This is a genomic window from Paraburkholderia sp. BL6669N2, assembly GCF_003387275.1.
Lineage (GTDB): Bacteria > Pseudomonadota > Gammaproteobacteria > Burkholderiales > Burkholderiaceae > Paraburkholderia.
This window is the reverse complement of sequence record NZ_QUNA01000002.1, coordinates 1,993,615-2,015,066: the sequence shown is the minus strand read 5'-3', so window position 1 is coordinate 2,015,066 and position 21,452 is coordinate 1,993,615. Positions and strand designations below refer to the sequence as shown.

Sequence of the window (21,452 nt, the reverse complement as noted above, 5' to 3'; positions counted from 1 at the left end):
CTGTGCGGCCGTTCGTGTATGCTTTCGCGCATGGCTGACACCCCAAAAACCACCCCCGCGCCCGCGGCAAAAAAAGCCGCGAAGACACGCCCCGAAGTGCGCTTCAGAATGCGCATCCGTAGCGCGGACGCGGTCGCGCTCGGGCCGGGCAAAGTCGAGTTGCTCGAAGCCGTGCGCGAATTCGGCTCGATCTCGGCGGCGGCGCGCAGCCTCCACATGTCGTACCGGCGCGCGTGGCTGCTGATCGACGAATTGAACCGCTCGCTCAAGTCGCCGGCCACGCATTCGGAGCAGGGCGGTCAGAGCGGCGGCGGCTGTACGCTCACGCCGGTGGGCGAAACCATCATTCGCCTGTACCGCGACGTCGAAGTCGAGGCGCAGCGCAGTTGCGCGAAACAGATCGCCGAGTTGACCAGGCTGATCCGCTCCTGAGCCGCCGGGTTCGTGAACAGGGCGCGCTCAGCCGTGCCGCAGGCAAAACACCGGAGTAGGCGGATTGCCCAGTTGGGCGAGATTCTCGGGATGCAGACGGGCCATCAATTCGACAAAGCTCGCCACGCTGGCCGTGCGCAGCGGGTGATACCGGATCTGATGGCGCTCGCAGACGCGCTTGAGCATGTTCATTGAATCGTGGTCGACGCAGTCGACCGGGAACACGACGAGATCCGCGCCCGGCAAGGCCGCGGCAAGCAGGCCCTTGCGATCTTCCACCCCGCCGTCGTGCACGATGAGTTCGCCACCGGCCGCTTCCACCAGTCGCTTGAGCGCGGCGTTCGAGCCTGGCCTGCCGCCCACGTACACGATCCGTTTGCCTTGCACGCTGTCGAGGCTCGCCCGGCGTGTGCCGGCTCCGCTCACCGCGTCGGCTGCATCCAGCGTCGCGCGTTCGAGGGCGTCGCATTCGTTTTGCACGAGTCTGAGCAGCGTCAGCGTTTGATCGTGGCTCCGGCGTAGCGCGAGTGCCGCGGCCTGCTCCTGCAGCGCGCGCTGTTCCGCGGCCTCGCGGCGGCTCGTGTGCAGGGCGACACGCTGATCGGCGTCGGCCAGTTTGTCGCGCAGCCGCTGCGCTTCGGCTGTGAGACCGGTGGCGTCGGCGGGGATCTGGCGGGTTGAATGCGCCGTGAGTTGGGCGATCTGTTCGTTGAGCGCCGCAATCCGCGCGTCGCGTTGCACGCTGAGTTCCTGCAAGCGGCTCTGCTGACGTTCGATTTTTTCCTTCAAGGCGGCGTTTTCCTCTTCCAGCGCGACCAGGCGGCGTATGTCCGCGCGATTGGCCGCGCCCACCAGATGCGACAGCATGTGCAATTCGCCGAACGCCTTCTGACGGACGGGCAGGGTCGCGAACGGATGCGTCATCAAAGCCCAGTAGGCGGGCGGAATGTCGCCGCTCTTCAGCGCTTCGTCCCAGAGCTTCAGCAGATCGACGTCGTCGGTGGCTTTGTCGAAGCGGCGGATCGCGCCCGCATAGCGTTCGTCGAGCAGTTTGTGCAACGCCTTGGCGGCCGCGCCGCCTTCGATCGCGAGTTCGACCGCCGCGTGATGAATCTCGAGATCGCTCGCGTCGCGGCGGTCGAGTCCCCTGAATTTGGGCACCAGCTTGCGCAATTCATGCGTGCCCAGACACGTGCCGACGATCGAGCAATGCAGATGGCTGTTGAGTTCGGCGAGACGCGCGCGCCGTTTGGTGTTCGAGAACGATACTTTGGCGGGCGCGCAGCACGCGTCGGCGGCGTGCATGCCGGTGCCGGCACGCTCCTCACCGGACAGCTTCAGACGCGTGGGCTGGGCGAGGCGGAACGGGGGCGTGTGCATGGGAATCTCGAATCCGGTTCGGTCAGGCGGGTTGAACGTGCCTGCGAAGCACATGGCGCACGTTCGCCCCGCGAGCGCGGTCGACGATATATTCGGAAAGATATAACGGTGGGCGCGAGAGAACATTCATCTGCGGATGTCGCGAATCAATCGTTAGAAGGAGTGAGGGCGGGTTCGGCGACGCGTTCTTTGCGCCGGGGCGCCGTGCCGCCCGCCGGGCTTCGGGCAGCGGCCGGGCGCGGGTCGGCCACCGGACTCGTCGCGCTCGCCGCGCATGCGTGCTGTTCGAGCACATGCCCGACGCACAAGCCCACGAAGGCCGCATCAAGGCGTTCGAGTTCGGCGACCACCTTGCGCAGCGCAGCCAGGTCGTTGCTGAACGTGTCGGAAAAGATCGCGTCGCGCAGCTGTTCGGCGCAGCGTGCTTCTTCGATCGCCGCTTTCAGGTCGCGCAGACGCGCGAACGCCGCGGCACCCGCCCGCTCGGCGAGGATCGACAGCAACTGGTTCAGTGAATGCGAGCCCGACGTGCCGACCGAGGCGAAATTCAACGGGTCGTCGGTCAGCATCAGCACGAAACGCTGCGCGCTGCCGTAGAGACGCCGGTAGGCATCGACGACATCGCGGATCGATTCGGCGCGGCCGCGCTCGGACGCCGCCTTCACCGCGACGATGGTCGACGAAAGCTCGTTGGGCAAGCGCCCGAGGCGTCCGGCCGGGGCGGATAAGATGGATCGACTGCGCACTGCTAGTGGCTCCTGCTGGCTCTTACTGGCTCGTTTGGCCTCGTCGCGCGCGGCTCACGGACGTACCGAAGGACGCGCCGCCACGCACCACGAAGCGTACCGTGATATTCAGCAGGATATAACGAAAAGCCACCCGCGTGCTGAACAGAAGCTGTGGGCCGGCCGAAGCGAGGCCGCGCGGATGCGTGGCGCGGCGTCGAACGGCCAGGCACGCCGCAATGCCCGTTGGGCCCGGTTTTCCGATATCGTGTGCGGCATGCCCGCCGTCGAATGATCGCCGGGCGCTTTTCCGGATCGACTTCAAAAACGGCCTACGCACCCCCATCAAAACAATGAGCCATCCCAACGCCAACACCAACACCGAACTGATCCAGCGTTTCTACACGGCGTTCCAGCAACGCGACGCCGAAACCATGGTGGCCTGTTACGCGGACGACGTCGTCTTCAGCGACCCGGCGTTCGGCGAGCTGCGCGGCGAGGAAGCGCGCGATATGTGGCGCATGCTGGTGGCGCGCGCACAAGACTTTTCGCTGACGTTCGAAGACGTCGAAGCTGACGAGCGCAGCGGCCGCGCCCACTGGATTGCGAGTTATCTCTTCAGCCAGACGGGGCGCGCGGTGGTCAACCGCATCGACGCCCGTTTCGTGTTTCGCGACGGACGCATCGTCGAACATCGCGACAGCTTCGATTTGTGGAGCTGGACGCGCCAGGCGCTCGGCCTCAAGGGGACGCTGCTCGGCTGGTCGCCGCTCGTGCAGCGCGCTATCCGGGCGCAGGCGCGAAAGGGCCTTGAACTCTACCGGCGCCGTCAGCAGCGTACTTGAGCAGCGTGCCGCGCAGTCGGGCCTAATACTACAGCCGTAGATTTTTTTACTATACTCAAATAATTAAGGATTACTATACGTTAAGGCTATGCATTCGACTGCAAAAGCGTGGGAGCGTGAACTGGAGGTACTGCACCAGCGGCTCGGGGAACTGTTCAGGCGTCCGGAGCCCCGACAGCGGTCGCTCGCATACCTGAAGGGCCTGCTGGGTACAGTCGAGCGCAAGAACGGCTGGCAACTCGCCGAATGGATCGGCGAAGCGACACCCGATGGCGTACAGCACCTGCTGGAGCGGGCGCAATGGGACGCGGATGCCGCTCGCGATGTGCTGCGTAGCTATGTAGTGGAAGAACTGGGCGAGCGTGACGCGGTGCTGATTGTGGACGAGACCGGCTTCCTCAAGAAGGGACAGCACTCGGCCGGTGTTCAACGCCAGTACAGTGGCACGGCAGGTCGTATCGAGAACAGCCAGATCGGCGTGTTCCTCTGCTATGCCGGTCGTGGCGGCAGTGCGTTCATCGACCGCGAACTGTATGTACCCAAGGTGTGGACCGATGACCGGGTGCGCTGCGAGGCAGCGGGCATTCCCGGGTCGGTGGAATTCGCAACGAAGCCACAGCTTGCGCGTCGTATGCTTGAGCGGGCGCTGGACGCAGGGGTGCCGTGCGGCTGGGTCACGGGGGATGAAGTCTACGGCGGTGACCGTCACCTGCGGCTGTGGCTCGAGTCGCGCGGCCAGTCTTTCGTGCTGGCCGTTGCGAAGAACGAACCCCTATGGTGGAAAGGTCCAGAGTACGTACGGGCAGACCGGATCGCCGAGGCCCTGCCGGCAAGGGCATGGCGCCGCCTGTCAGCGGGTGCCGGCGCCAAGGGCGAGCGCCTGTATGACTGGGCGCTGACTCCGCTGTGGCGCTTGCAGATCACCGAAGAGGAGCGCCGCTTCGGGCATTACCTGCTGGTGCGACGCAGCCTGGACGAGCAACGCGAACATGCGTATTACGTCGTATACGCACCGCGCAGCAAGGCCACACGGCAAACCCTGGTGAACGTCGCGGGCCGCAGGTGGGAAATCGAGACCGGCTTCGAGGCGACCAAAGGCGAATGCGGACTCGATCAGTATGAGGTGCGCCGATGGCAAGGCTGGTATCGCCACATCACGCTGGCTCTGCTGGCCCATGCAGTACTCGTCACCCTGCGGGTGCACGGCAAAAAAAACACCTGAAGGTTTGGTGCCGCTCAGCGTGCAGGAGATCCGCCGGCTGCTCTGTCGCATCCTGTGGCGCGGCGCCCACTCTATCGCGTACGTGTTGTCCTGTTCGGCATGGCGGCGCCGACACCAGTACCGCGCCCAGCAGTGCCACTACCGAAGACGAGGATGTGTGCCTCCAGTTTACCCAGATCTACGGCTGTAGTACTAAGACCGCCTGCTTGCTATCATTCAGCCACGTGATGCTGAATTTCTTCAAGCGGACGAATGAGGAATGCTATGCCAGTAGTGGATGCCGCATGGGAAGAGTGGCTGAGCAGCAACGTGGCGCGCGGCTGCAGTCCCGATTCGATGGTCGACGCCATGGTGCAGGCCGGTTTTGCGACCGACGCCGCGCGCGCGGCCGTGCACAGGACCTTCGGCCAGGACCCGGCTATGGCGGCGAACCCGACCTTTGCCGCGGCGGCCGCGACCGAAGCGGCGCTCGCCAAAGCCGCGCCACGAACGTACCAGTACGACGATCCGCCCGTCGCGCGCGGCAATCTCATCCGCGCGCACGATCGCGACGTGCGTGTGCTGATGCGCTGCGAGCGTCCCCAGGTGATCGTGTTCGGCGACGTGTTGTCGCCGGATGAATGCGCCGAGATGATTGAGCGCTCCCGCCATCGATTGAAGCGTTCCACCACGGTCAATCCCGATACCGGCAAGGAAGACGTGATCCGCAATCGCACCAGCGAAGGCATCTGGTATCAGCGCGGCGAAGACACGTTCATCGAACGGATGGACCGGCGTATTGCGAGCCTGATGAACTGGCCGGTCGAAAACGGCGAAGGGCTGCAGATTCTGCACTACGGCACGACCGGCGAATACCGCCCGCACTTCGACTACTTTCCGCCGGATCAACCCGGCAGCGCGGTGCATACCGCGCAAGGCGGCCAGCGCGTCGCCACGCTGGTGATCTACCTGAACGACGTGCCGGACGGCGGCGAAACCATCTTCCCGGAAGCGGGCATTTCGGTCGCGGCAAGGCAGGGCGGGGCGGTGTATTTTCGTTATATGAACGCTCAGCGTCAACTTGATCCACTCACCTTGCATGGCGGCGCGCCGGTGCTCGGCGGCGACAAATGGATCATGACGAAGTGGATGCGCGAACGCGCTTACGGCTGACGCGAACCGCTTCCAGATTTTATTCAGCCGGTTGACCGGCGGCGGCAGTCGCGTTGCCGGGCGAGCCGGCGAAGAGTTGCTTCAACGCACCGCGGCCGCTTGCGAAGCCCATGCGCATGATCACCAGGCCGATCGCCGCGCCGGCGATGTGGTCGAGCATCGGCATGCCGGCCAGACTGCCGGCGAGTCCCAACGTCGCCACGAGCGCCGACACCGCGTCGACGCGCGCGTGCCACGCGCTGGCCAGCAGAATCGCCGAGCCGGTGCGGGCGCCTTCCGCGCGCATATAGCGAAACAGGGCCTCTTTGGCGAGCATGACGAAGCCGCTCACGGCCAGCGCACCGATATGCATCGTGGTGCCGCCGCTGAGCGTCGAGGTTTGCGCGACGCTGGTCCAGAGCATTCCGGCTGCGGTGATCATCAGTGCGGCGGCGATGAACAGCGTGGCCAGCGCCTGCTCGATGCCGGGGTCGGCGCTGGTTCCGGCCGCGCGCGGCTGTCTTGTGGTGAGGTACAGCACGATCAGCACGACGCCGTCGGCGGCGAGGTCGCTCAAGGTGTGGACGCCGTCGGCAAACAGCCCGTCCGAATGCGCGATGAGGCCGATGGCGATCTGCATCGCCGAAAGGAACGCATTGAGGAGCGCGCTGGCGAAGGCGGCCTTAAACAAGGCGGCCGCCGTCGACGGAAGCGCTGCGGGTCGCGCGCGCGGAATGCTGTGGCATGGGCTGGGGACGGTTTTTACTGTTTGTGCGGTTTCTGTTCCCGCAGCAAGTTAACCGTCCAACGTGGCACACCGATGACAGCGCCGCGAGGGTTCGCGGCGCGCGCTGCGCTCAGGCCGGCTTGTAGACGTCCGGGTTATGCCGCTCCATGTAACGTTCCGGCGTCGCGAGTCCCGTGAAGCCGTGCGGCTCGTATACGCGATGCGCGTCCGTCGTCACCAGCACGATTCTTCGCAAGCCCTGCAGCGACGGGCTCGCGAAAACGTGCTTCATTAGAGCGGACGCGTATCCCTTACCGCGATACGCCGGCAGCACGAATACGTCGCACAGGTACGCGAAAGTCGCCTCGTCCGTGATCAGGCGCGCGAACGCGATCTGTTTGCCGTCGATATAGCCGCCGAAACACAGCGAGCCCGCGACGGCCCGCTCGAACGTCTCGCGCGGCATGCCCTTGGCCCACGGCGTTTCTTGCGACAGGAACGTATAGACCGTCTCCATATCGAGAGCGGCCTTGTCATTCGAAATCGTCAGTTCGTGTGCTTGCAACGCGTGTCTCCTGCCGTTTATCAACGTGCTTTCTCGTCAACCCTTGGCCGGGTCTTCGCTGCCGCGCGAGCCGCCGCCGATGCTCTGGCCGGCATTGCGTGCGAGACCCATGTAGCCGATCACGGATGCCAGCGTCACCACGCCCGCGAACAGAAACGCGAGACGGAAATCGTCGAGCGTGAACACGCGGCCGGTGATCTCGCCATTGAAGAACGCCGCCGCGCGCAGCGACACCGCGCCGAACGCGATGCCGAGGCCGATTGTCATTTGCGCGGCCGCGCTCCATAGCGTGCTGGCGGCGCTCATCTGCGGTTGCGCGACGTCGGCATAGGCGAGTGTGGCGAGCGTGGAGAATTGCATCGAACGCGCCACGCCGTAGACGAACACGACGAACAGCACCAGCGCGAGCGGCACGTTCGGGCTCAGCAATCCGCACGCGATGATGAACACGCCGGCGACCGTCACGTCGACGATCGACACCATGCGGAAACCGTAACGCTGCAGGATGCGTGTGGTCAGCGCCTTCATGCCGAGGTTGCCGAGCGCGCTCGCGAGCAGCAACAGCCCCGACTTGAACGCCGACAAGCCGAAGCCGACCTGGAACAGCAGCGGCATCAGATAGGGCACCGCGCCGATGCCGATGCGCGTGAACGAGCCCGTCACCACCGTCACGGAAAAAGTGGGGATTTTCAGCGTCGAGACGTCGATGAGCGGATGCGGATGACGCTTCGCATGCTGGAACGCCACCACGCCCACCAGCAAACCGCCGACGATGATCGCCCCCGCGATCCACGGATTCTCGCCGGGCTGGCTTGCCAGCTCCGCGCCGTAGAGAATCGCCGTCAACGCCGCGCCGCTCAGCAGCAGGCCGACCACGTCGAGCGGCTTGCGTTCGGTGCCGCGCAGGTTCGGCACCAGCGCGAGCGCCACGGCCATGGCCGCGAGGCCGAACGGCACGTTGAGCAGAAAGATCCAGCGCCACGACGCGTAGGTCGTGATGAAGCCGCCGATCGGCGGGCCGACCACCGGCGCGGCAATCGCCGGCCACGTGATGGTCGAGATCGCCTGCATCATGCGGCTCTTTTCGGTGCTGCGGACCACGATCAGGCGGCCCACCGGCACCATCATCGCACCGCCTATGCCTTGCAGGAGACGAGCGGCAGTGAACTCGACGACGTTCTGCGACAGGCCGCACAACACGGAAGCCACGGTGAACACGCCGATCGCGCTGAAGAACACCGTGCGCGAGCCGCAGCGGTCGGCGACCCAGCCGCTCGCGGGGATGAAGATCGCCAGTGCCAGCATGTAGGCCGTCATGCCGAGGCTGAGGCTGTTGGGGCCGACACCGAACGAGTGCGCCATCTGCGGCAACGCGGTGGCGATCACGGTGGTGTCGAGATACTCCATGAAGAAGGTGGCCGCGACGATATATGGAAGCCAGCCGACGTGCGCGTTGCGTGTCTCGCTGCCGCTCATTGCGCGGCTCCTGTCGGGCGGCTTGCGGTGTCGTGCGAGCGCATTCCAGCGCCGATGCTGTGCCGGCGCTTCGCGCGCGATGGTTGGACCTTCATGTTCTTGCGACTACCTTTTGAAAAACGTGTTTCCGGCATCCGGACGGGGCGGACGAGCGACGGGATCGCGGCCCGCGGGTGGGGCGCGCCGGCACGGCCATCGACGATGGCAAGCGAGCGCCAGCCCTGAATCCTAACGCAATAAATGGCGCCATACCGCCTACCGCGGCGAGTGCCGCGCGTGCACGGCGGGCAGCGCAGGCAGCGTGCCCGTTAGGTCGGCAAGTCCGTGGGCTTAAACGCCCGAAAGCGCGAAAGCGCGAAAGCCCGAAAGCCCGAAAGCCCGAAAGCCCGCGCGTCCCTGCAACGCGTCGAACCCACGCTCGCGCGGAAACCGGCAAGACAGCAAGCCAGCGTGCACGTATGTCCAGATTGCACGCAAGCCGGCTAGCCAAGCCAATCAACCGGACACAGCGTCCTCGTTATGCTTCTTACTCTTTCGCGGCGTACTCCCGATCCAGCTTGTCATACAGCGGCTTGTTGACCAGCCGCTGGCGTTCGCTGAACGGCGCGACCAGCGTGGCGTCCTCGTCGAGGCGGCCATTACTCTTCAGCGTGCCGAGCGCGCGCTGCATGCCGAGCACCGCGCCTTGCAGCGCCGCGTTCGCGTACAGCACGATGCCGTAGCCGAGCTTGGCGAGCGCCTCGCGCGATTGCACCGGCGTCTTGCCGCCGATCACGATATTGATCAGCTGCGGCTTGTCGAACAGCCCCGGCAAACGTTCGATGTCGGCGAGCGATTCGGTCGCTTCGATAAACAGGATGTCGGCGCCGGCTTCGATGAAGCGATGGCCGCGCTCGATCGCGTCCTCGATGCCGTGGACCGCGGCCGCGTCGGTGCGCGCCATGATCTGCAGATTGCCGTCTTCGCGGGCATCGACGGCCGCGCGGATTTTGCCAACCATCTCGCTCACGCTGACCACTTCCTTGCCGGAAAAGTGGCCGCATTTCTTCGGCATGATCTGGTCTTCGAACTGGATCACGTCGGCGCCGCTGCGCTCCAGCACGCGCACCGTCTGGCGCACGTTCAGCGCGTTGCCGAAGCCGGTGTCGGCGTCGACGATAAGCGGCAGCGCGACCGCGTCGCGAATCCGCGCCGTATGTTCGGCGACTTCGGCAAGGCCGATGAAGCCGAGGTCGGGCAGACCGAGCGACATATTGGTCACGCCCGCGCCCGTGATGTAGATCGCCTCGAAGCCGGCGTCCTCGATCACGCGGGCGCTCATCGCATTGAAGGCGCCGGGCACGAGCAGGCCCTGGCGTTGGTTGACTTTGGCGCGGAAGGCGGCGCGGCGGGCGGCGGATTGGGTCATGACGGTGTGTCTCCTGTGAGGAAAGTCGGATAAATGGCGCGAGCGGGAATAGGCAGAAAGCGTGCCATTTCCCGGTTCTGCCAGTTTGCCCCAAACAATCAGCGAGTTAGCCCGCAAGCGGCGCGACAAGCGTTCGTGGCACAATGAGCGCACTGTTCCATGAAACGTTCCATGGAACGTTTCAACATAGACCGGAGCGCCGCGGTGTCCTCTTTCACGTCGTCCCTTGCGAACCCCGATCCGGGCCGCCCAGGCATCGCACTGGTGAGTATCAGCCGGTTGCAGTCGCTTTGCGAGACTGTCGCGCCGCGCTATGCCGGGCGCGCGAAATTCTTCTCCGTCCGGGAGGGCTACGGCGCCGCCGTCACTGCCTTGCAAGCATACGTGGACGCAGGCTCCGTCGACGTCGTGCTCGCCGCCGGCTCGAACGGCGCTTACCTGCGCGACAACCTGAACGTGCCGGTCGTGATGGTCAAGGTGAACGGCTTCGACGTACTGAGTGCGATCACCCGCGCCACGACCACATGGCCGAACGCGCAGATCGGCCTCGTCCTGCACGAAACGATCTCGCACGAACTGGCCGACTTGAGCGCGTGGCTGAAAGTCAGCCTGAAGCAGCGCGCCTACCGTTCGATCGATGAAGTGCGGCTCGCGGTCGACAACCTCGCCGCCGAAGGCTGCAGCGTCATCATCGGGCCCGGTATGGCGTGCGACTTCGCCCAGCAGGCCGGCCTCGCGAGTGTTTTCCTGTATTCGCTCGGCGCGGTCGAAGAAGCGTTCGAGCGCTCGGTCGAACTGGCGCGCGTGAGCCGCCAGAAGGAATCGAAGCGCGTGCGCCTGAACACGATCGTGGCGCATCTACGCGACGGCGTCGCCGCTTTCGACGACGCCGGCCAGGTCGAGGCCGTCAATCCCGCCATGCTCGACTTGCTGGGTCTGGACCGCGAGCAGGACGTGCCCGCGCAAGTCGAGCGCGCGGTCGGGCCGCTGTTGCGCGAGACGCTCGAAAACGACCTGCCGATCGAGGAGCGTATCCAGCAGATCGGCGGCCGCGCGCTGATCGTCAATTGCATGCCGATCGTGGAGCAGGGCGTGCGCTCCGGCTCCGTGGTGACCTTGCAGGACGCGCTGGTGGCGCAACGTATCGACCGCTCGCTGCGCACCAGCCAGCGCCCGAAGCATCTGGTCGCGCGGCATCGGCTGGATGACCTGATCGGCAACTCGGCGGCGCTCGAGCGCGTGCGGCGGCTGGCGCGCGCCGGTGCCGCGCACGACGCCACCGTGCTCCTGAGCGGCGAAAGCGGCACCGGCAAGGAACTGGTCGCGCAAGGCATCCACAATGCGAGCCGGCGGCGCGGCAATCCGTTCGTCGCGTTCAATTGCGCGGCGTTGCCCGAGGGGCTGATCGAAAGCGAACTGTTCGGTCATGAGGAGGGCGCATTCACGGGCGCGCGGCGCGGCGGCAAGCCAGGGCTGTTCGAAATCGCCCACACGGGGACGATTTTCCTCGACGAAATCGGCGAAATGCCGGCGGCGCTGCAAAGCCGCCTGTTGCGTGTTCTGCAGGAGCGCGAGGTGATGAAGCTCGGCTCGGGGCGCGCCACGCCGGTCGACGTGCGGGTGATCGCCGCCACGCACCGCGATCTGCACGCGCTGGTCGAGCAGGGTGCGTTTCGCGCGGATCTGTATTTTCGTCTGAACCTGCTTCAGTTAAAATTGCCGGCGCTGCGCGAACGGCGTGACGATGTGCCGCAACTGGCGCGTCACTTGTTGAGCCGCAGTGCGCTCGAGTATGGCTTGTCGGAAAGCGCGCTCGAGCGGGTGCTGGCGTTTCTCGCGCCCCTGTTCGAACACTACGCGTGGCCCGGCAATGTGCGGGAGCTGGAAAATCTGCTGACGCGCGCCGCAATCTATCTCGGCGATGCAGCGGGCGTTGCCGGTCAGGATTGGCAGGCGATGTTTCCGGAATTCGGGCGCATGGAGCGAGCGGGGACCGTCAAGGCGAGTGTAAGCGGCATAAGCGGCCTAAGCGGCAAGAACGGCGGCGCGAATCTAGCAAACGCCGCCGCAAACGCCGCCGCCGAGCCCGCCTTGAGCCGCCTCAGTCCAACCCGCGAGGACCTACTCCACGCCCTCGAACAGGCTGGCGGCAACCGCGCTGCGGCGAGCCGGGCGCTGGGAATCGGCCGTACGACCCTCTGGCGGCTTCTGAAGGCTGACCCACCGCGTGATAGGCAGGAGTAGCGAGATAAATAGCGTCAGACTATCGCCGTTATTAAAACACTCTGCTTTACCTATTAAGCGTCGTCTGACATACTGACTCCACTTTCCAACCACTCCGAAAGAGGACTCAGCAAAATGCCGATCATCAACAGTCAAGTCAAACCGTTCAAGGCGCAGGCTTATCACAATGGCGATTTTCAGACCGTCACGGAAGAAAGCCTGAAGGGCAAGTGGTCGGTGTTCGTGTTCTACCCGGCTGACTTCACCTTCGTGTGCCCGACCGAACTGGGCGACCTGGCCGATCGTTACGCCGAATTCAAGAAGCTCGGCGTCGAAATCTACAGCGTGTCGACCGATACGCACTTCACGCACAAGGCATGGCACGACACGTCGGACACGATCCAGAAGATCAAGTACCCGATGATCGCTGACCCGACGCTGGCAATCTCGCGCAACTTCGACGTGCTGATCGAAGAAGAAGGCCTGGCACTGCGCGGCACGTTCGTGATCAACCCGGAAGGCGAAATCAAGCTGGCCGAAATTCACGACAACGGCATTGGCCGTGACGCCGGCGAACTGCTGCGCAAGGTGCAAGCTGCGCAATACATTGCGGCTCACCCGGGTGAAGTGTGCCCCGCCAAGTGGACGCCGGGTGCAGAAACGCTGACCCCGTCGCTCGACCTGATCGGCAAGATCTAAGGTCTCACGACCTTTCGTAGTCGGCGCCTCGCGGCGCATCAGCGTGCGGATCGCTTTTCACAGTGATCCGCACGTCCCCGGACCTCGCGCGCTCTATCCGGCGCGTGCGGTGCCGGGAACCCAACACCATCGCCACGGAATCGAATAGCCATGCTTGATGCCAATCTCAAGACTCAGTTGAAAACGTACCTCGAAAAGGTTAGCAGGCCTATCGAGATCGTCGCGTCGCTCGACGACAGCGCAAAATCGCAAGAGCTGCTGGCATTGCTGAACGATATCGCGACGTTGTCGGAACGCGTCAACGTGATCGAGCGTCGTGGCGACGCCGAGCGTAAGCCGTCGTTTTCGATCGGCGAGCCGGGCAAGGACACGGGCATCCGTTTCGCCGGCATTCCAATGGGTCATGAATTCACGTCGCTCGTGCTGGCGTTGTTGCAGGTGGGCGGCCATCCGGTCAAGCTCGAAGACGCCGTGATCGAACAGATCCGCAATCTCGACGGCGACTATCAATTTGAAACGTATTTTTCGCTGTCATGCCAGAACTGCCCGGAAGTCGTCCAGGCACTGAACGTGATGGCGCTGATCAATCCGCGCATCCGTCACGTGGCGATCGACGGCGCGCTGTTCCAGAACGAAGTCGAAGCGCGCCAGATCATGGCGGTACCGACCATGTTCATGAACGGCGAAGTGTTCGGCCAGGGCCGCAGCGGCGTGAAGGAAATCCTCGCGAAGCTCGACACCAACGCCGGTGCGCGTGCCGCGAAGGAACTGGAGAAGAAGCCGGTGTTCGACACGCTGATCGTCGGCGGCGGCCCTGCGGGCGCGGCTGCGGCGATTTACTCGGCGCGCAAGGGTATCGCGACGGGCGTGGTGGCGGAGCGCTTCGGCGGTCAGGTGCTGGATACGCTGGCGATCGAAAACTTTGTCTCCGTGACGGAAACCGAGGGGCCGAAGTTCGCCACGGCGCTCGAGCAGCACGTGAAGACTTATGAAGTCGACATCATGGACGTGCAGCGTGCTGAAGCGCTGATCCCGGGCCGCATCAACGAAGTGCGTCTGGCCAACGGCGCGGTGCTCAAGGCCAAAACGATCATTCTGGCGACGGGCGCGCGCTGGCGCGAAATCAACGTGCCGGGCGAACGCGAGTACCGCAATCATGGCGTGGCGTACTGCCCGCACTGCGATGGTCCGTTGTTCAAGGGCAAGCGCGTCGCGGTGATCGGCGGCGGCAATTCCGGTGTCGAAGCGGCGATCGATCTGGCGGGTATCGTGCGTGAAGTGACGCTGTTCGAGTTCGGCGCCACGCTGCGTGCCGACGAAGTGCTGCAACGCAAGCTGCGCAGCCTCGCGAATGTGACCGTCATCACGCAGGCACAAACCACGGAAATCACCGGCGACGGCAAGAAGGTCAACGGTCTGGTCTACAAGGATCTGCGTTCGGGCGAAGTGAAGCAGATTGAACTGGAAGGCGTGTTCGTGCAGATCGGTCTCGTGCCGAACACGGAATGGCTCAAGGGCACGGTCGAGTTGTCGAAGCACGGCGAGATCGTCGTGGATGCACGCGGCGCGACGTCGGTGCCGGGCGTGTTCGCTGCCGGTGACGTAACCACGGTGCCGTTCAAGCAGATCGTGATCGCCGTGGGCGAAGGCGCGAAGGCATCGCTTTCCGCGTTCGATCACCTGATCCGCAATAGTGAAGAAGTGGAAGTGGTTGGTGAAGCTGAAGTTGCAGTAGCGGTTTAATGCAGTGGTGTGAGTAGTGGAAGTGGACGGCGGCCTTTGGGCCGCCGTTTTTGTTTGCGCTTCACATCGCCCGGCATCAAGTCGGCTGGCTTTTTTTGACGTACCGCCCGCACCGCTCCGCGCGAGACAGCAGCCTCAACGCCGATCGATCGAATACTTCCCGGCGCCCGTCACACACAGCAGCAACAATCCGCCGATGATGCTGATGTTCTTGTAGAAGTGAATCATATTGTCGTACTGCACCGCGCCGGTCATGTTCCAGTAGTGATGGCCAATGAACGCGGTGCCGAGCGTATAAATCGCGAGCAGCAGCGCAAGCGGCCGCGTAAAGAATCCGACCAGCAGCGCAATGCCCACGACGAGCTCCATCACCACGGCGATCACCGCCGACAACTCAGGCACCGGCGCGCCGCTCGACGTCATATAAGCCACGGTGCCGGAAAAACCGGTGAGCTTCGACCAGCCGAACATGACGAACAGCACCATCAACAAAATGCGGGCAATAAGGATGACCGCGTCTTTCTGATTTTCAAACAACGTATAGCGCATGATTTTTATCTCAACAGAGTAGGAAGAAAGTGGCTCGCCGGCTTGTTTCCGGCGAGCCCGTATTTAGCTCATTCGGCCGTTCAAGCCCACAACTCCGACGTCTCGATGTTGCGCAAGTCGAACACGAGGACTTCCGCGTCGTGGCCTTGGGCGAAGGTTAGCGCTTCTTCGCCGCGCACACGCGCACCATCGCCTTCCTTGAACTCGACGCCGTTCACAGTCACGCTGCCGCGCGCCACGTGGACATACGCATAGCGATCGCTCGCCAGTTCGAGCCGCGCCGTTTCGTCGCCGTCGAAGAGACCGGCATAGATCCGCGCGTCCTGCTGCACCGTCAACGAATCGTCTGCACCGTCCGGCGAGATCACGAGGCGTAAAACACCGCGCTTCTGGTCCGCGCCGAAGTGACGCTGCTGATAACGCGGCGTCGTACCTTTTTGCCCTGGCGCGATCCAGATTTGCAGGAAGTGCACCGGGTCGCTCTTCGAATGGTTGTATTCGCTGTGCGCGACGCCGGTTCCCGCGCTCATCAACTGGATGTCGCCGGGCACGATCACCGAGCCGGTGCCCATCGTGTCCTTGTGCTCCAACGCGCCTTCGAGCACGTACGAAAAGATTTCCATGTCGCGGTGCGGGTGCTTGCCGAAGCCTTGCGCCGGGGCAACGCGGTCGTCGTTGATCACGAGCAGGTCGGAAAAGCCGTTTTGCTTGGGATCGTGATAGCTAGCGAAGGAAAACGTATGACGCGAACTGAGCCAGCCGTGCTCCGCGCGGCCGCGTTGATTGGCGTGTCTGATTTCAAGCATCTTTTTTCTCCTTGGGTTGTGCGATCCGGCCAGATGTTTGTCCGCGATCCATGAATGAGAGTGTAGGTCAATCCATACCGGTATAATCGCCATGGAATCGGAAACACTGTCACTGTGGAGTGGACAATACGATGCAGCTCGATGACATGCGGATTTTCGTCGCCACGGTCGACGCGCACAACTTCACGGCCGCCGCCAACCGCCTGTCGCTGTCGAAGCAGTTCGTTAGCCGCCGGGTGATGGCGCTGGAGGAAACGCTCGGCGTGCAGTTGCTGATCCGCAATACACGCAAGCTGGCGGTGACCGACCTCGGGCAGGAGTTTTACGAGCGCGCCAGACGCATTCTCGGTGAAGTGGAAGACGCCGAGCAGGCCATGTCGCTGCGGCGCGCCGGGCCGCGCGGGCTGCTGCGCGTGAGCGCGCCGATGTCGTTCGGCATGGCGCATCTGTCGCCGCTCGTGGCGATGTTTCTGCGCGAGCACGGCGACGTGCGCTTCGAGATGGAGTTGAGCGACCGCACGGTGGATGTGGTCGGCGAAGGCTTCGACATGGCGATCCGGATCGGCAGCTTGCCGGATTCCACGCTGATCGGGCAGAAGCTCGTGGATATCCGCATGGTGGCCTGCTGTAGTCCCGGTTATGCGCGGCGCCGTGGTGCGCCCAAGGTGCCCGCCGACCTGACGCGCCATTCGTGTCTGTTATATGGGCACGGCGGCGCGGTGAGCTGGGAGTTCGTCGTCGATGGCGTGACGAAAGGCGTCGAAGTCCACGGGCCGTTGCGCGCCAACAATGGCGAACTGGTCCGCGATGCGGCCGTCGCGGGCCTCGGGATTGTTCGGCTTCCTGATTTTATCGTCGCCGATGCGCTCAAAAGCGGTCAGCTCGTGCCGGTGCTCGAAGCATTCCTGCCCGCCGCCACGAGCGTCTACGCGGTGTATCCGCAGCACAGGCAAAGCTCCCTCACGATCCGGGCGTTCGTGGAATTCCTGAGGGAGCACTTGAGAAAGCGCCTGGTTTAGCCGTTGCGGAAAATAAAACTGTAGCCATTCAACGCCGGCACGCCGCCGAGGTGCGCGTACAACACGCGCGAACCTTCGGGGAATTCGCCGTTGCGCACCATCTCGATCATGCCGTGCATGGATTTGCCTTCGTAGACGGGATCGGTCAGCACGCCTTCCAGGCGCGCGCACAGACGGATCGCTTCCAGCGTGCCGTCATTCGGCAAGCCGTATTCCGGGCCGCCGAAGCGCTCGTCGAGCACCACGTCCTTGCTGGTGATATCGCGTCCGAGCCCGACCTGTTCGGCGGTTTGCTTCGCGATGCGGGTGATCTGCTCGCGCGTCTGCACGGGCTTGGCCGACGCGTCGATACCGATTACACGCTCGGCGCGGCCGTCATCGGCGAAACCCACCACCATGCCGGCCTGCGTGCTGCCGGTCACGGAACACACGACGATGTAGTCGAACTTGAAGCCCAGTTCAGCTTCCTGCTGGCGAACCTCCTCGGCGAAGCCAACAAAACCGAGCCCGCCGAGCGGATGGTCGGAGCAGCCGGCCGGAATGGCATACGGCTTGCCGCCGGCGGCCCGCACGCTTTCCAGCGCATCTTCCCAGCTCCTGCGAAAGCCGATGTCGAAACCATCCGCGACGAGGCGTACGTCGGCGCCGAGAATGCGCGACATCTGGATGTTGCCGACCCGGTCGTAGACCGCGTCCGAATAATTGACCCAGTTCTCCTGCACCAGCACGCACTTCATGCCCAGATGCGCCGCCACGGCCGCCACCTGGCGCGTCTGGTTCGACTGGATCCCGCCGATCGACACGAGCGTGTCGCAACCCTGCGCGAGCGCTTCGGGGATCAGGTATTCGAGCTTGCGCGTCTTGTTGCCGCCGAACGCAAAGCCGCTGTTGCAGTCTTCGCGCTTCGCATACAGATGCACTTTGCCGCCGAGGTGGTCGCTCAGGCGCTTGAGCGGCTGGATCGGCGTCGGCCCGAAGGTCAGCGGGTAACGAGGGAATCGTTGCAGGTTCATGGCAGCTCCGTGATCGGGTAGGTGGGACGCGAACGGCATCCGGTCGCGTTGAGCAAATGGTAGGGAAAAGAGCTGGAAATGAGCTTGCAAAAAAATTGGCTTGGGCATAGTTTTGAAAGTACAAAACCACGTTCCACTTAAGAAATAATTGTAAACAGGCCTATGAGCACAACAAAAATTCGTAGAACCCCGACAGCGGTGGCAGCCGCCACCACCGTCTCCGCCGATCCGTTGCAGGCGCTCGACCGCATCGACCGTGCGATCCTGCGGCAATTGCAATCCGATGCGTCGATTTCGAACGTCGCGCTCGCGGCGAAGGTCAAGCTGAGTGCGCCGGCGTGTTTGCGTCGCGTGGAGCGGCTCAAGGAGTCGGGGCTGATCCGCGGCGTCGTCGCGTTGATCGACCCGAAGGCGGCGGGGGCGGGGATGCTGGTGATCATCGGCGTGGTGCTGGACCGCTCCACGCCGGAGTCGTTCGCCGAGTTCGAAAAAGCGGCGCAGAAGGTGGCCGGTTGCATGGAGTGCCACGTCGTGACCGGCGAATTCGACTACTTCATGACGATCCGCACGCGCGACAGCGACAGCTTCAATCGCCTGCACGCGGAGCAGTTGCTCTATCTGCCGGGCGTCCGGCAGATCCGCTCGTTCATGGTGCTCAAGGAAATTCTCTCGACCACGAAATTTCCACTGTAATCGCCATTGCGGCGGCCACCGGGACACAAAAAGACGCGCATGCTGTCACTTATCCCGCTCTCGTGCGACCAAGCATCGGGAACACTCGCGGGCGGCGCGGTCGGCGCCGGAACGGGTGAGCGGTACGGACTTTCCGGAGCGATCATCATGGCTTGCAACAGACGGATATTCTTCAGGTTAATCGGCGCGCTAACGCTGGCCGGCGGCGCCTCGACGTGGCGCATGGCGCGCGCGGCACAGGCGCCAGGCGGCGGCGCGGCAGCCGCCTACGAGGTTACGCACAGCGACGCCGAATGGCGCAAATTGTTGACCGACGCGCAATACCGCGTGCTGCGCGAGGCGGGCACGGAGCGCCCGTTCACCAGCCCGTTGAACGACGAGCACCGAGCGGGCACGTTCGCCTGCGCCGGGTGCAAACTGCCGCTGTTCTCGTCGAAGACCAAGTTCGACAGCGGCACGGGCTGGCCGAGTTTCTGGCAACCGCTCGATCACGCGGTCATCACGCATACCGACAAGTCGTTCGGCATGACGCGCGACGAAGTGCTATGCCGGCGCTGCGGCGGCCATCTCGGCCACGTGTTCGACGACGGCCCCAAGCCAACCGGCCTGCGCTATTGCATGAACGGTCTGGCGATGACATTCACGCCCGCAACGGGCGCGTGATTCAGGTGAATCAGGATGGACCTCATGAACTTCCACAAACGCATTGACGGCAGTCGGGCGCGCTCGCGCGTGGCGGCGATTTCACTCTCGGTCGGACTCGGCGCGCTCGCGCTGCTGCTGGCCCAGCGCATGGCGTTTTCATCGGAGGCCGCCGTCGTGATCGCGCCACCGGCGCTCGACGAACCGGTGTCCGCCGCGACCGCGCACGAAGAAACCGCCGTTTTCGCGGGAGGCTGCTTCTGGGGCGTGCAGGGCGTGTTCCAGCATGTGCGCGGCGTCACGAAGGCCGTCTCGGGGTACTCGGGCGGGCAGCGCGATACCGCCCAGTACGAAACGGTCAGCGGTGGCGAGACGGGGCACGCGGAGTCGGTGCAGGTCACGTTCGACCCGACCAAGGTCACTTACGGCCAGTTGCTGCAGGTGTATTTCTCCGTGATTCAGGACCCGACCCAATTGAATCGCCAGGGGCCGGACAGCGGCACGCAATACCGCTCGGCGGTGTTTCCGCTGAACGACACGCAGCGGCGCGTGGCGCAAAGCTATATCGCGCAACTCGACAAGGCGCGCGCCTTCCCGGCGCCGATCGTGACGAAGGCCGAGCCGTTCAAGGGCTTTTATCCGGCCGAGTCGTATCACCAGAACTATCTGACGCTGCACCCCAACTCGGCGTATATCGCGATCAACGACATGCCGAAGGTCGCCAACCTGAAGCGTCTGTTCCCGAATCTGTACCGCGACAAGCCGGTGCTGGTCGAGGCATCGCAGTAGGCCACGAGAAGGCCGGCGCGGCGTCTTGCGGCGCCGGCCGCGCCTTGTTCACCGCATCCGCGTTAGCATCCGCATGCGCGTATCGTCTCTTTGTGTCTTCGTCTTCCGCCGATCCGAGCCCGTTCTCCAGCGACTAGGCCCGCATTTTGCACGAGTGCGTCCATCGGCAAATCTTTCGTGCCGCTCTGTTCAGACAAAAGCCGCTATTTACAGGCTTTCTGACGGATGCGGCTCCTGAGATTGCCGAGCGATACGTGTCGTTCGCTGAAAAAGTTACATGCCGCAAGTAGCAACGCGGCGGTCGCCCTGGTGCTTTTTATCCCTCGCGGATCCCGGGGCGAGAACATAACCCTCTTCGCATAGGCGAGATCGGAGGCTTCTGGTGTTTAACAGCCGTAGAAAGCGGGGCGGTAAGCTCCGCAATAAACAAACAGGCATCGCGGCATCCTCCCTGGTGGCCGTGGCCATCGGCGGCGTTGCCGTCATTCCGCATTCGGCCTCGGCGCAAACTCCCTCGCCGCTGGGCGAATGGCAATATTCGGTCGGCATTCCATTGCAGAAGATGTGGCAGCCCAATATTCCGGACTGGCAGGTGCGGGTTGGCGCGGCGACGTCGTTCCAGCCGCGCTATGAGGGTTCCGACCGGTATCACCTGATGGCGGGACCGAGCATCGACGTGCGCTACAAGGATCTGTTCTTCTTCTCGAGCGGCGAGGGTCTTGGTGTCAATTTCGCGCAAGGCGAGAACTGGCGTGCGAGTCTTGCCACTGTCTACGATCTGGGTCGCCGCGGTCATGACGATCCGCAAGAGTTGGATGGCCTCGGCAATATCAACCCGGCGCCGGGCGTCAAACTGTCGGGCGAGTACGTGATCTCGCAGGATTTCCCGCTCGTGCTGCGTGCCGACGTCAGGCGCTATTTCGGCGGCTCGAACGGCTGGATCGGCGATCTCGGCGCCTATATGCCGATGCCGGGCAGCACCAAAAAGTTCTTCTGGTTCGCCGGTCCGAACGTGACGCTGGCGGACTCCACTTACATGAATAGCTGGTTCGGCGTGAATCAGACCCAGGCGGCGAATTCGAAATACCCGCAGTACCACGCCAGCGCGGGCTTCAAGTCGGTGGGCTTCGGCGTCAGCGCGATATGGCTGTTCGACAAGCACTGGTTCGCCACTGCGGACGGCGCCTTCGAACAACTGGTGGGCAGCGCGGGCAATAGTCCGGTCACGCACCGCAAAGCCAACGGCGTAGCCGATATCTCGATCAACTACCGCTTCTGATCGCGCGCTCCGGCGCATCCATCAATGCACGGCGGGCGCGCCATTCGCGGCGCGCCCGCCGCGTAGCCCGTTCAGTACCGCTCAGT

Annotated in this window: 20 protein-coding genes and 1 pseudogene; 12 read left to right on the top strand and 9 right to left on the bottom strand. The window is 63.8% G+C overall.

Annotation, left to right across the window (positions count from 1 at the left end):
* Positions 1–30 precede the first annotated feature (30 nt).
* Positions 31–432 (top strand): winged helix-turn-helix domain-containing protein, encoded by a 402-nt coding sequence (locus B0G80_RS31525; protein WP_258879089.1) that lies wholly within the window; start codon positions 31–33, stop codon positions 430–432.
* A 27-nt stretch (positions 433–459) separates the two neighbouring features.
* Here B0G80_RS31525 and B0G80_RS31520 read toward each other — a convergent pair whose 3' ends face one another.
* On the bottom strand, positions 460–1,812 hold the full coding sequence (locus B0G80_RS31520) for a DUF2325 domain-containing protein (protein WP_116123792.1): 1,353 nt from the start codon (positions 1,810–1,812) through the stop codon (positions 460–462).
* 146 nt (positions 1,813–1,958) lie between these two features.
* Positions 1,959–2,510 carry a hypothetical protein gene (locus B0G80_RS31515; RefSeq protein WP_258879088.1) on the bottom strand — a complete coding sequence of 184 codons (552 nt, stop codon included), beginning with the start codon at positions 2,508–2,510 and terminating at the stop codon, positions 1,959–1,961.
* A 380-nt stretch (positions 2,511–2,890) separates the two neighbouring features.
* Here B0G80_RS31515 and B0G80_RS31505 point away from each other — a divergent pair, with 380 nt between their 5' ends.
* The 3 genes and pseudogenes from B0G80_RS31505 to B0G80_RS31495 all read left to right on the top strand — a co-directional run bounded on the left by B0G80_RS31505 (position 2,891) and on the right by B0G80_RS31495 (position 5,756).
* On the top strand, positions 2,891–3,382 hold the full coding sequence (locus tag B0G80_RS31505; protein ID WP_116121816.1) for a nuclear transport factor 2 family protein: 492 nt from the start codon (positions 2,891–2,893) through the stop codon (positions 3,380–3,382).
* Between the two features lie 88 nt (positions 3,383–3,470).
* A pseudogene (locus B0G80_RS31500) lies at positions 3,471–4,595 on the top strand (IS701 family transposase); the annotation flags it as partial.
* Between the two features lie 273 nt (positions 4,596–4,868).
* Positions 4,869–5,756 (top strand): 2OG-Fe(II) oxygenase, encoded by an 888-nt coding sequence (locus tag B0G80_RS31495; protein ID WP_116121815.1) that lies wholly within the window; start codon positions 4,869–4,871, stop codon positions 5,754–5,756.
* A gap of 19 nt (positions 5,757–5,775) precedes the next feature.
* Here B0G80_RS31495 and B0G80_RS31490 read toward each other — a convergent pair whose 3' ends face one another.
* From B0G80_RS31490 to B0G80_RS31475, 4 genes are all read right to left on the bottom strand, one after another.
* The gene (locus B0G80_RS31490) at positions 5,776–6,375 is read right to left on the bottom strand and encodes a cation diffusion facilitator family transporter (protein ID WP_258879087.1); all 600 of its coding nucleotides are present in this window, start codon (positions 6,373–6,375) and stop codon (positions 5,776–5,778) included.
* A 217-nt stretch (positions 6,376–6,592) separates the two neighbouring features.
* Complete coding sequence (locus B0G80_RS31485) at positions 6,593–7,027, bottom strand: GNAT family N-acetyltransferase (RefSeq protein WP_116121813.1); 435 nt, start codon at positions 7,025–7,027, stop codon at positions 6,593–6,595.
* 36 nt (positions 7,028–7,063) lie between these two features.
* The gene (locus B0G80_RS31480) at positions 7,064–8,503 is read right to left on the bottom strand and encodes an MFS transporter (protein ID WP_116121812.1); all 1,440 of its coding nucleotides are present in this window, start codon (positions 8,501–8,503) and stop codon (positions 7,064–7,066) included.
* Between the two features lie 526 nt (positions 8,504–9,029).
* Positions 9,030–9,911: an oxaloacetate decarboxylase gene (locus B0G80_RS31475; protein ID WP_116121811.1), complete on the bottom strand. Its 882-nt coding sequence runs from the start codon at positions 9,909–9,911 to the stop codon at positions 9,030–9,032.
* A gap of 171 nt (positions 9,912–10,082) precedes the next feature.
* Here B0G80_RS31475 and prpR point away from each other — a divergent pair, with 171 nt between their 5' ends.
* From prpR to ahpF, 3 genes are all read left to right on the top strand, one after another.
* Positions 10,083–12,155, top strand: coding sequence for a propionate catabolism operon regulatory protein PrpR (gene prpR / locus B0G80_RS31470; RefSeq protein ID WP_258879086.1), 2,073 nt, complete (start codon positions 10,083–10,085; stop codon positions 12,153–12,155).
* 114 nt (positions 12,156–12,269) lie between these two features.
* Entirely contained in the window at positions 12,270–12,833 is a 564-nt protein-coding gene (ahpC, locus tag B0G80_RS31465) for an alkyl hydroperoxide reductase subunit C (protein WP_054035375.1), read from the top strand.
* Positions 12,834–12,983: 150 nt separating this feature from the next.
* The gene (ahpF, locus tag B0G80_RS31460; protein ID WP_106278256.1) at positions 12,984–14,576 is read left to right on the top strand and encodes an alkyl hydroperoxide reductase subunit F; all 1,593 of its coding nucleotides are present in this window, start codon (positions 12,984–12,986) and stop codon (positions 14,574–14,576) included.
* Positions 14,577–14,711: 135 nt separating this feature from the next.
* Here ahpF and B0G80_RS31455 read toward each other — a convergent pair whose 3' ends face one another.
* Together B0G80_RS31455 and B0G80_RS31450 are read right to left on the bottom strand one after the other, a co-directional pair.
* Positions 14,712–15,125 carry a DoxX family protein gene (locus B0G80_RS31455; RefSeq protein WP_116121810.1) on the bottom strand — a complete coding sequence of 138 codons (414 nt, stop codon included), beginning with the start codon at positions 15,123–15,125 and terminating at the stop codon, positions 14,712–14,714.
* A gap of 80 nt (positions 15,126–15,205) precedes the next feature.
* Entirely contained in the window at positions 15,206–15,931 is a 726-nt protein-coding gene (locus tag B0G80_RS31450; RefSeq protein ID WP_116121809.1) for a pirin family protein, read from the bottom strand.
* 131 nt (positions 15,932–16,062) lie between these two features.
* Between B0G80_RS31450 and B0G80_RS31445 the strand changes: the two genes are divergently transcribed.
* Positions 16,063–16,950 (top strand): LysR family transcriptional regulator, encoded by an 888-nt coding sequence (locus B0G80_RS31445; RefSeq protein WP_116123790.1) that lies wholly within the window; start codon positions 16,063–16,065, stop codon positions 16,948–16,950.
* Here the strand turns inward: B0G80_RS31445 and B0G80_RS31440 are convergent.
* Positions 16,947–17,963, bottom strand: coding sequence for a 1-aminocyclopropane-1-carboxylate deaminase (locus B0G80_RS31440; protein ID WP_116121808.1), 1,017 nt, complete (start codon positions 17,961–17,963; stop codon positions 16,947–16,949). The genes B0G80_RS31445 and B0G80_RS31440 overlap by 4 nt on opposite strands.
* A gap of 162 nt (positions 17,964–18,125) precedes the next feature.
* Here B0G80_RS31440 and B0G80_RS31435 point away from each other — a divergent pair, with 162 nt between their 5' ends.
* The 4 genes from B0G80_RS31435 to B0G80_RS31420 all read left to right on the top strand — a co-directional run bounded on the left by B0G80_RS31435 (position 18,126) and on the right by B0G80_RS31420 (position 21,366).
* Positions 18,126–18,656: an Lrp/AsnC family transcriptional regulator gene (locus tag B0G80_RS31435; RefSeq protein ID WP_181920103.1), complete on the top strand. Its 531-nt coding sequence runs from the start codon at positions 18,126–18,128 to the stop codon at positions 18,654–18,656.
* A 147-nt stretch (positions 18,657–18,803) separates the two neighbouring features.
* Positions 18,804–19,319 carry a peptide-methionine (R)-S-oxide reductase MsrB gene (gene msrB / locus B0G80_RS31430; protein WP_116121806.1) on the top strand — a complete coding sequence of 172 codons (516 nt, stop codon included), beginning with the start codon at positions 18,804–18,806 and terminating at the stop codon, positions 19,317–19,319.
* Between the two features lie 24 nt (positions 19,320–19,343).
* Positions 19,344–20,087 carry a peptide-methionine (S)-S-oxide reductase MsrA gene (msrA, locus tag B0G80_RS31425; protein WP_116121805.1) on the top strand — a complete coding sequence of 248 codons (744 nt, stop codon included), beginning with the start codon at positions 19,344–19,346 and terminating at the stop codon, positions 20,085–20,087.
* A 382-nt stretch (positions 20,088–20,469) separates the two neighbouring features.
* Positions 20,470–21,366: a MipA/OmpV family protein gene (locus B0G80_RS31420; protein WP_116121804.1), complete on the top strand. Its 897-nt coding sequence runs from the start codon at positions 20,470–20,472 to the stop codon at positions 21,364–21,366.
* Positions 21,367–21,452 lie beyond the last annotated feature (86 nt).

Excerpts from the sequence above, each read along its gene's own strand:
- ahpC (WP_054035375.1), top strand. The coding sequence starts at position 12,270 with ATGCCGATCATCAACAGTCAAGTCAAACCGTTCAAGGCGCAGGCTTAT.
- B0G80_RS31520 (WP_116123792.1), bottom strand. The coding sequence starts at position 1,812 with ATGCACACGCCCCCGTTCCGCCTCGCCCAGCCCACGCGTCTGAAGCTG.
- B0G80_RS31490 (WP_258879087.1), bottom strand. The coding sequence starts at position 6,375 with ATGCAGATCGCCATCGGCCTCATCGCGCATTCGGACGGGCTGTTTGCC.
- B0G80_RS31440 (WP_116121808.1), bottom strand. The coding sequence starts at position 17,963 with ATGAACCTGCAACGATTCCCTCGTTACCCGCTGACCTTCGGGCCGACG.
- ahpF (WP_106278256.1), top strand. The coding sequence starts at position 12,984 with ATGCTTGATGCCAATCTCAAGACTCAGTTGAAAACGTACCTCGAAAAG.
- B0G80_RS31525 (WP_258879089.1), top strand. The coding sequence starts at position 31 with ATGGCTGACACCCCAAAAACCACCCCCGCGCCCGCGGCAAAAAAAGCC.
- prpR (WP_258879086.1), top strand. The coding sequence starts at position 10,083 with ATGGAACGTTTCAACATAGACCGGAGCGCCGCGGTGTCCTCTTTCACG.
- B0G80_RS31505 (WP_116121816.1), top strand. The coding sequence starts at position 2,891 with ATGAGCCATCCCAACGCCAACACCAACACCGAACTGATCCAGCGTTTC.
- B0G80_RS31475 (WP_116121811.1), bottom strand. The coding sequence starts at position 9,911 with ATGACCCAATCCGCCGCCCGCCGCGCCGCCTTCCGCGCCAAAGTCAAC.
- B0G80_RS31435 (WP_181920103.1), top strand. The coding sequence starts at position 18,126 with ATGAGCACAACAAAAATTCGTAGAACCCCGACAGCGGTGGCAGCCGCC.
- B0G80_RS31495 (WP_116121815.1), top strand. The coding sequence starts at position 4,869 with ATGCCAGTAGTGGATGCCGCATGGGAAGAGTGGCTGAGCAGCAACGTG.
- B0G80_RS31450 (WP_116121809.1), bottom strand. The coding sequence starts at position 15,931 with ATGCTTGAAATCAGACACGCCAATCAACGCGGCCGCGCGGAGCACGGC.
- B0G80_RS31455 (WP_116121810.1), bottom strand. The coding sequence starts at position 15,125 with ATGCGCTATACGTTGTTTGAAAATCAGAAAGACGCGGTCATCCTTATT.
- msrB (WP_116121806.1), top strand. The coding sequence starts at position 18,804 with ATGGCTTGCAACAGACGGATATTCTTCAGGTTAATCGGCGCGCTAACG.
- B0G80_RS31445 (WP_116123790.1), top strand. The coding sequence starts at position 16,063 with ATGCAGCTCGATGACATGCGGATTTTCGTCGCCACGGTCGACGCGCAC.
- B0G80_RS31480 (WP_116121812.1), bottom strand. The coding sequence starts at position 8,503 with ATGAGCGGCAGCGAGACACGCAACGCGCACGTCGGCTGGCTTCCATAT.
- msrA (WP_116121805.1), top strand. The coding sequence starts at position 19,344 with ATGAACTTCCACAAACGCATTGACGGCAGTCGGGCGCGCTCGCGCGTG.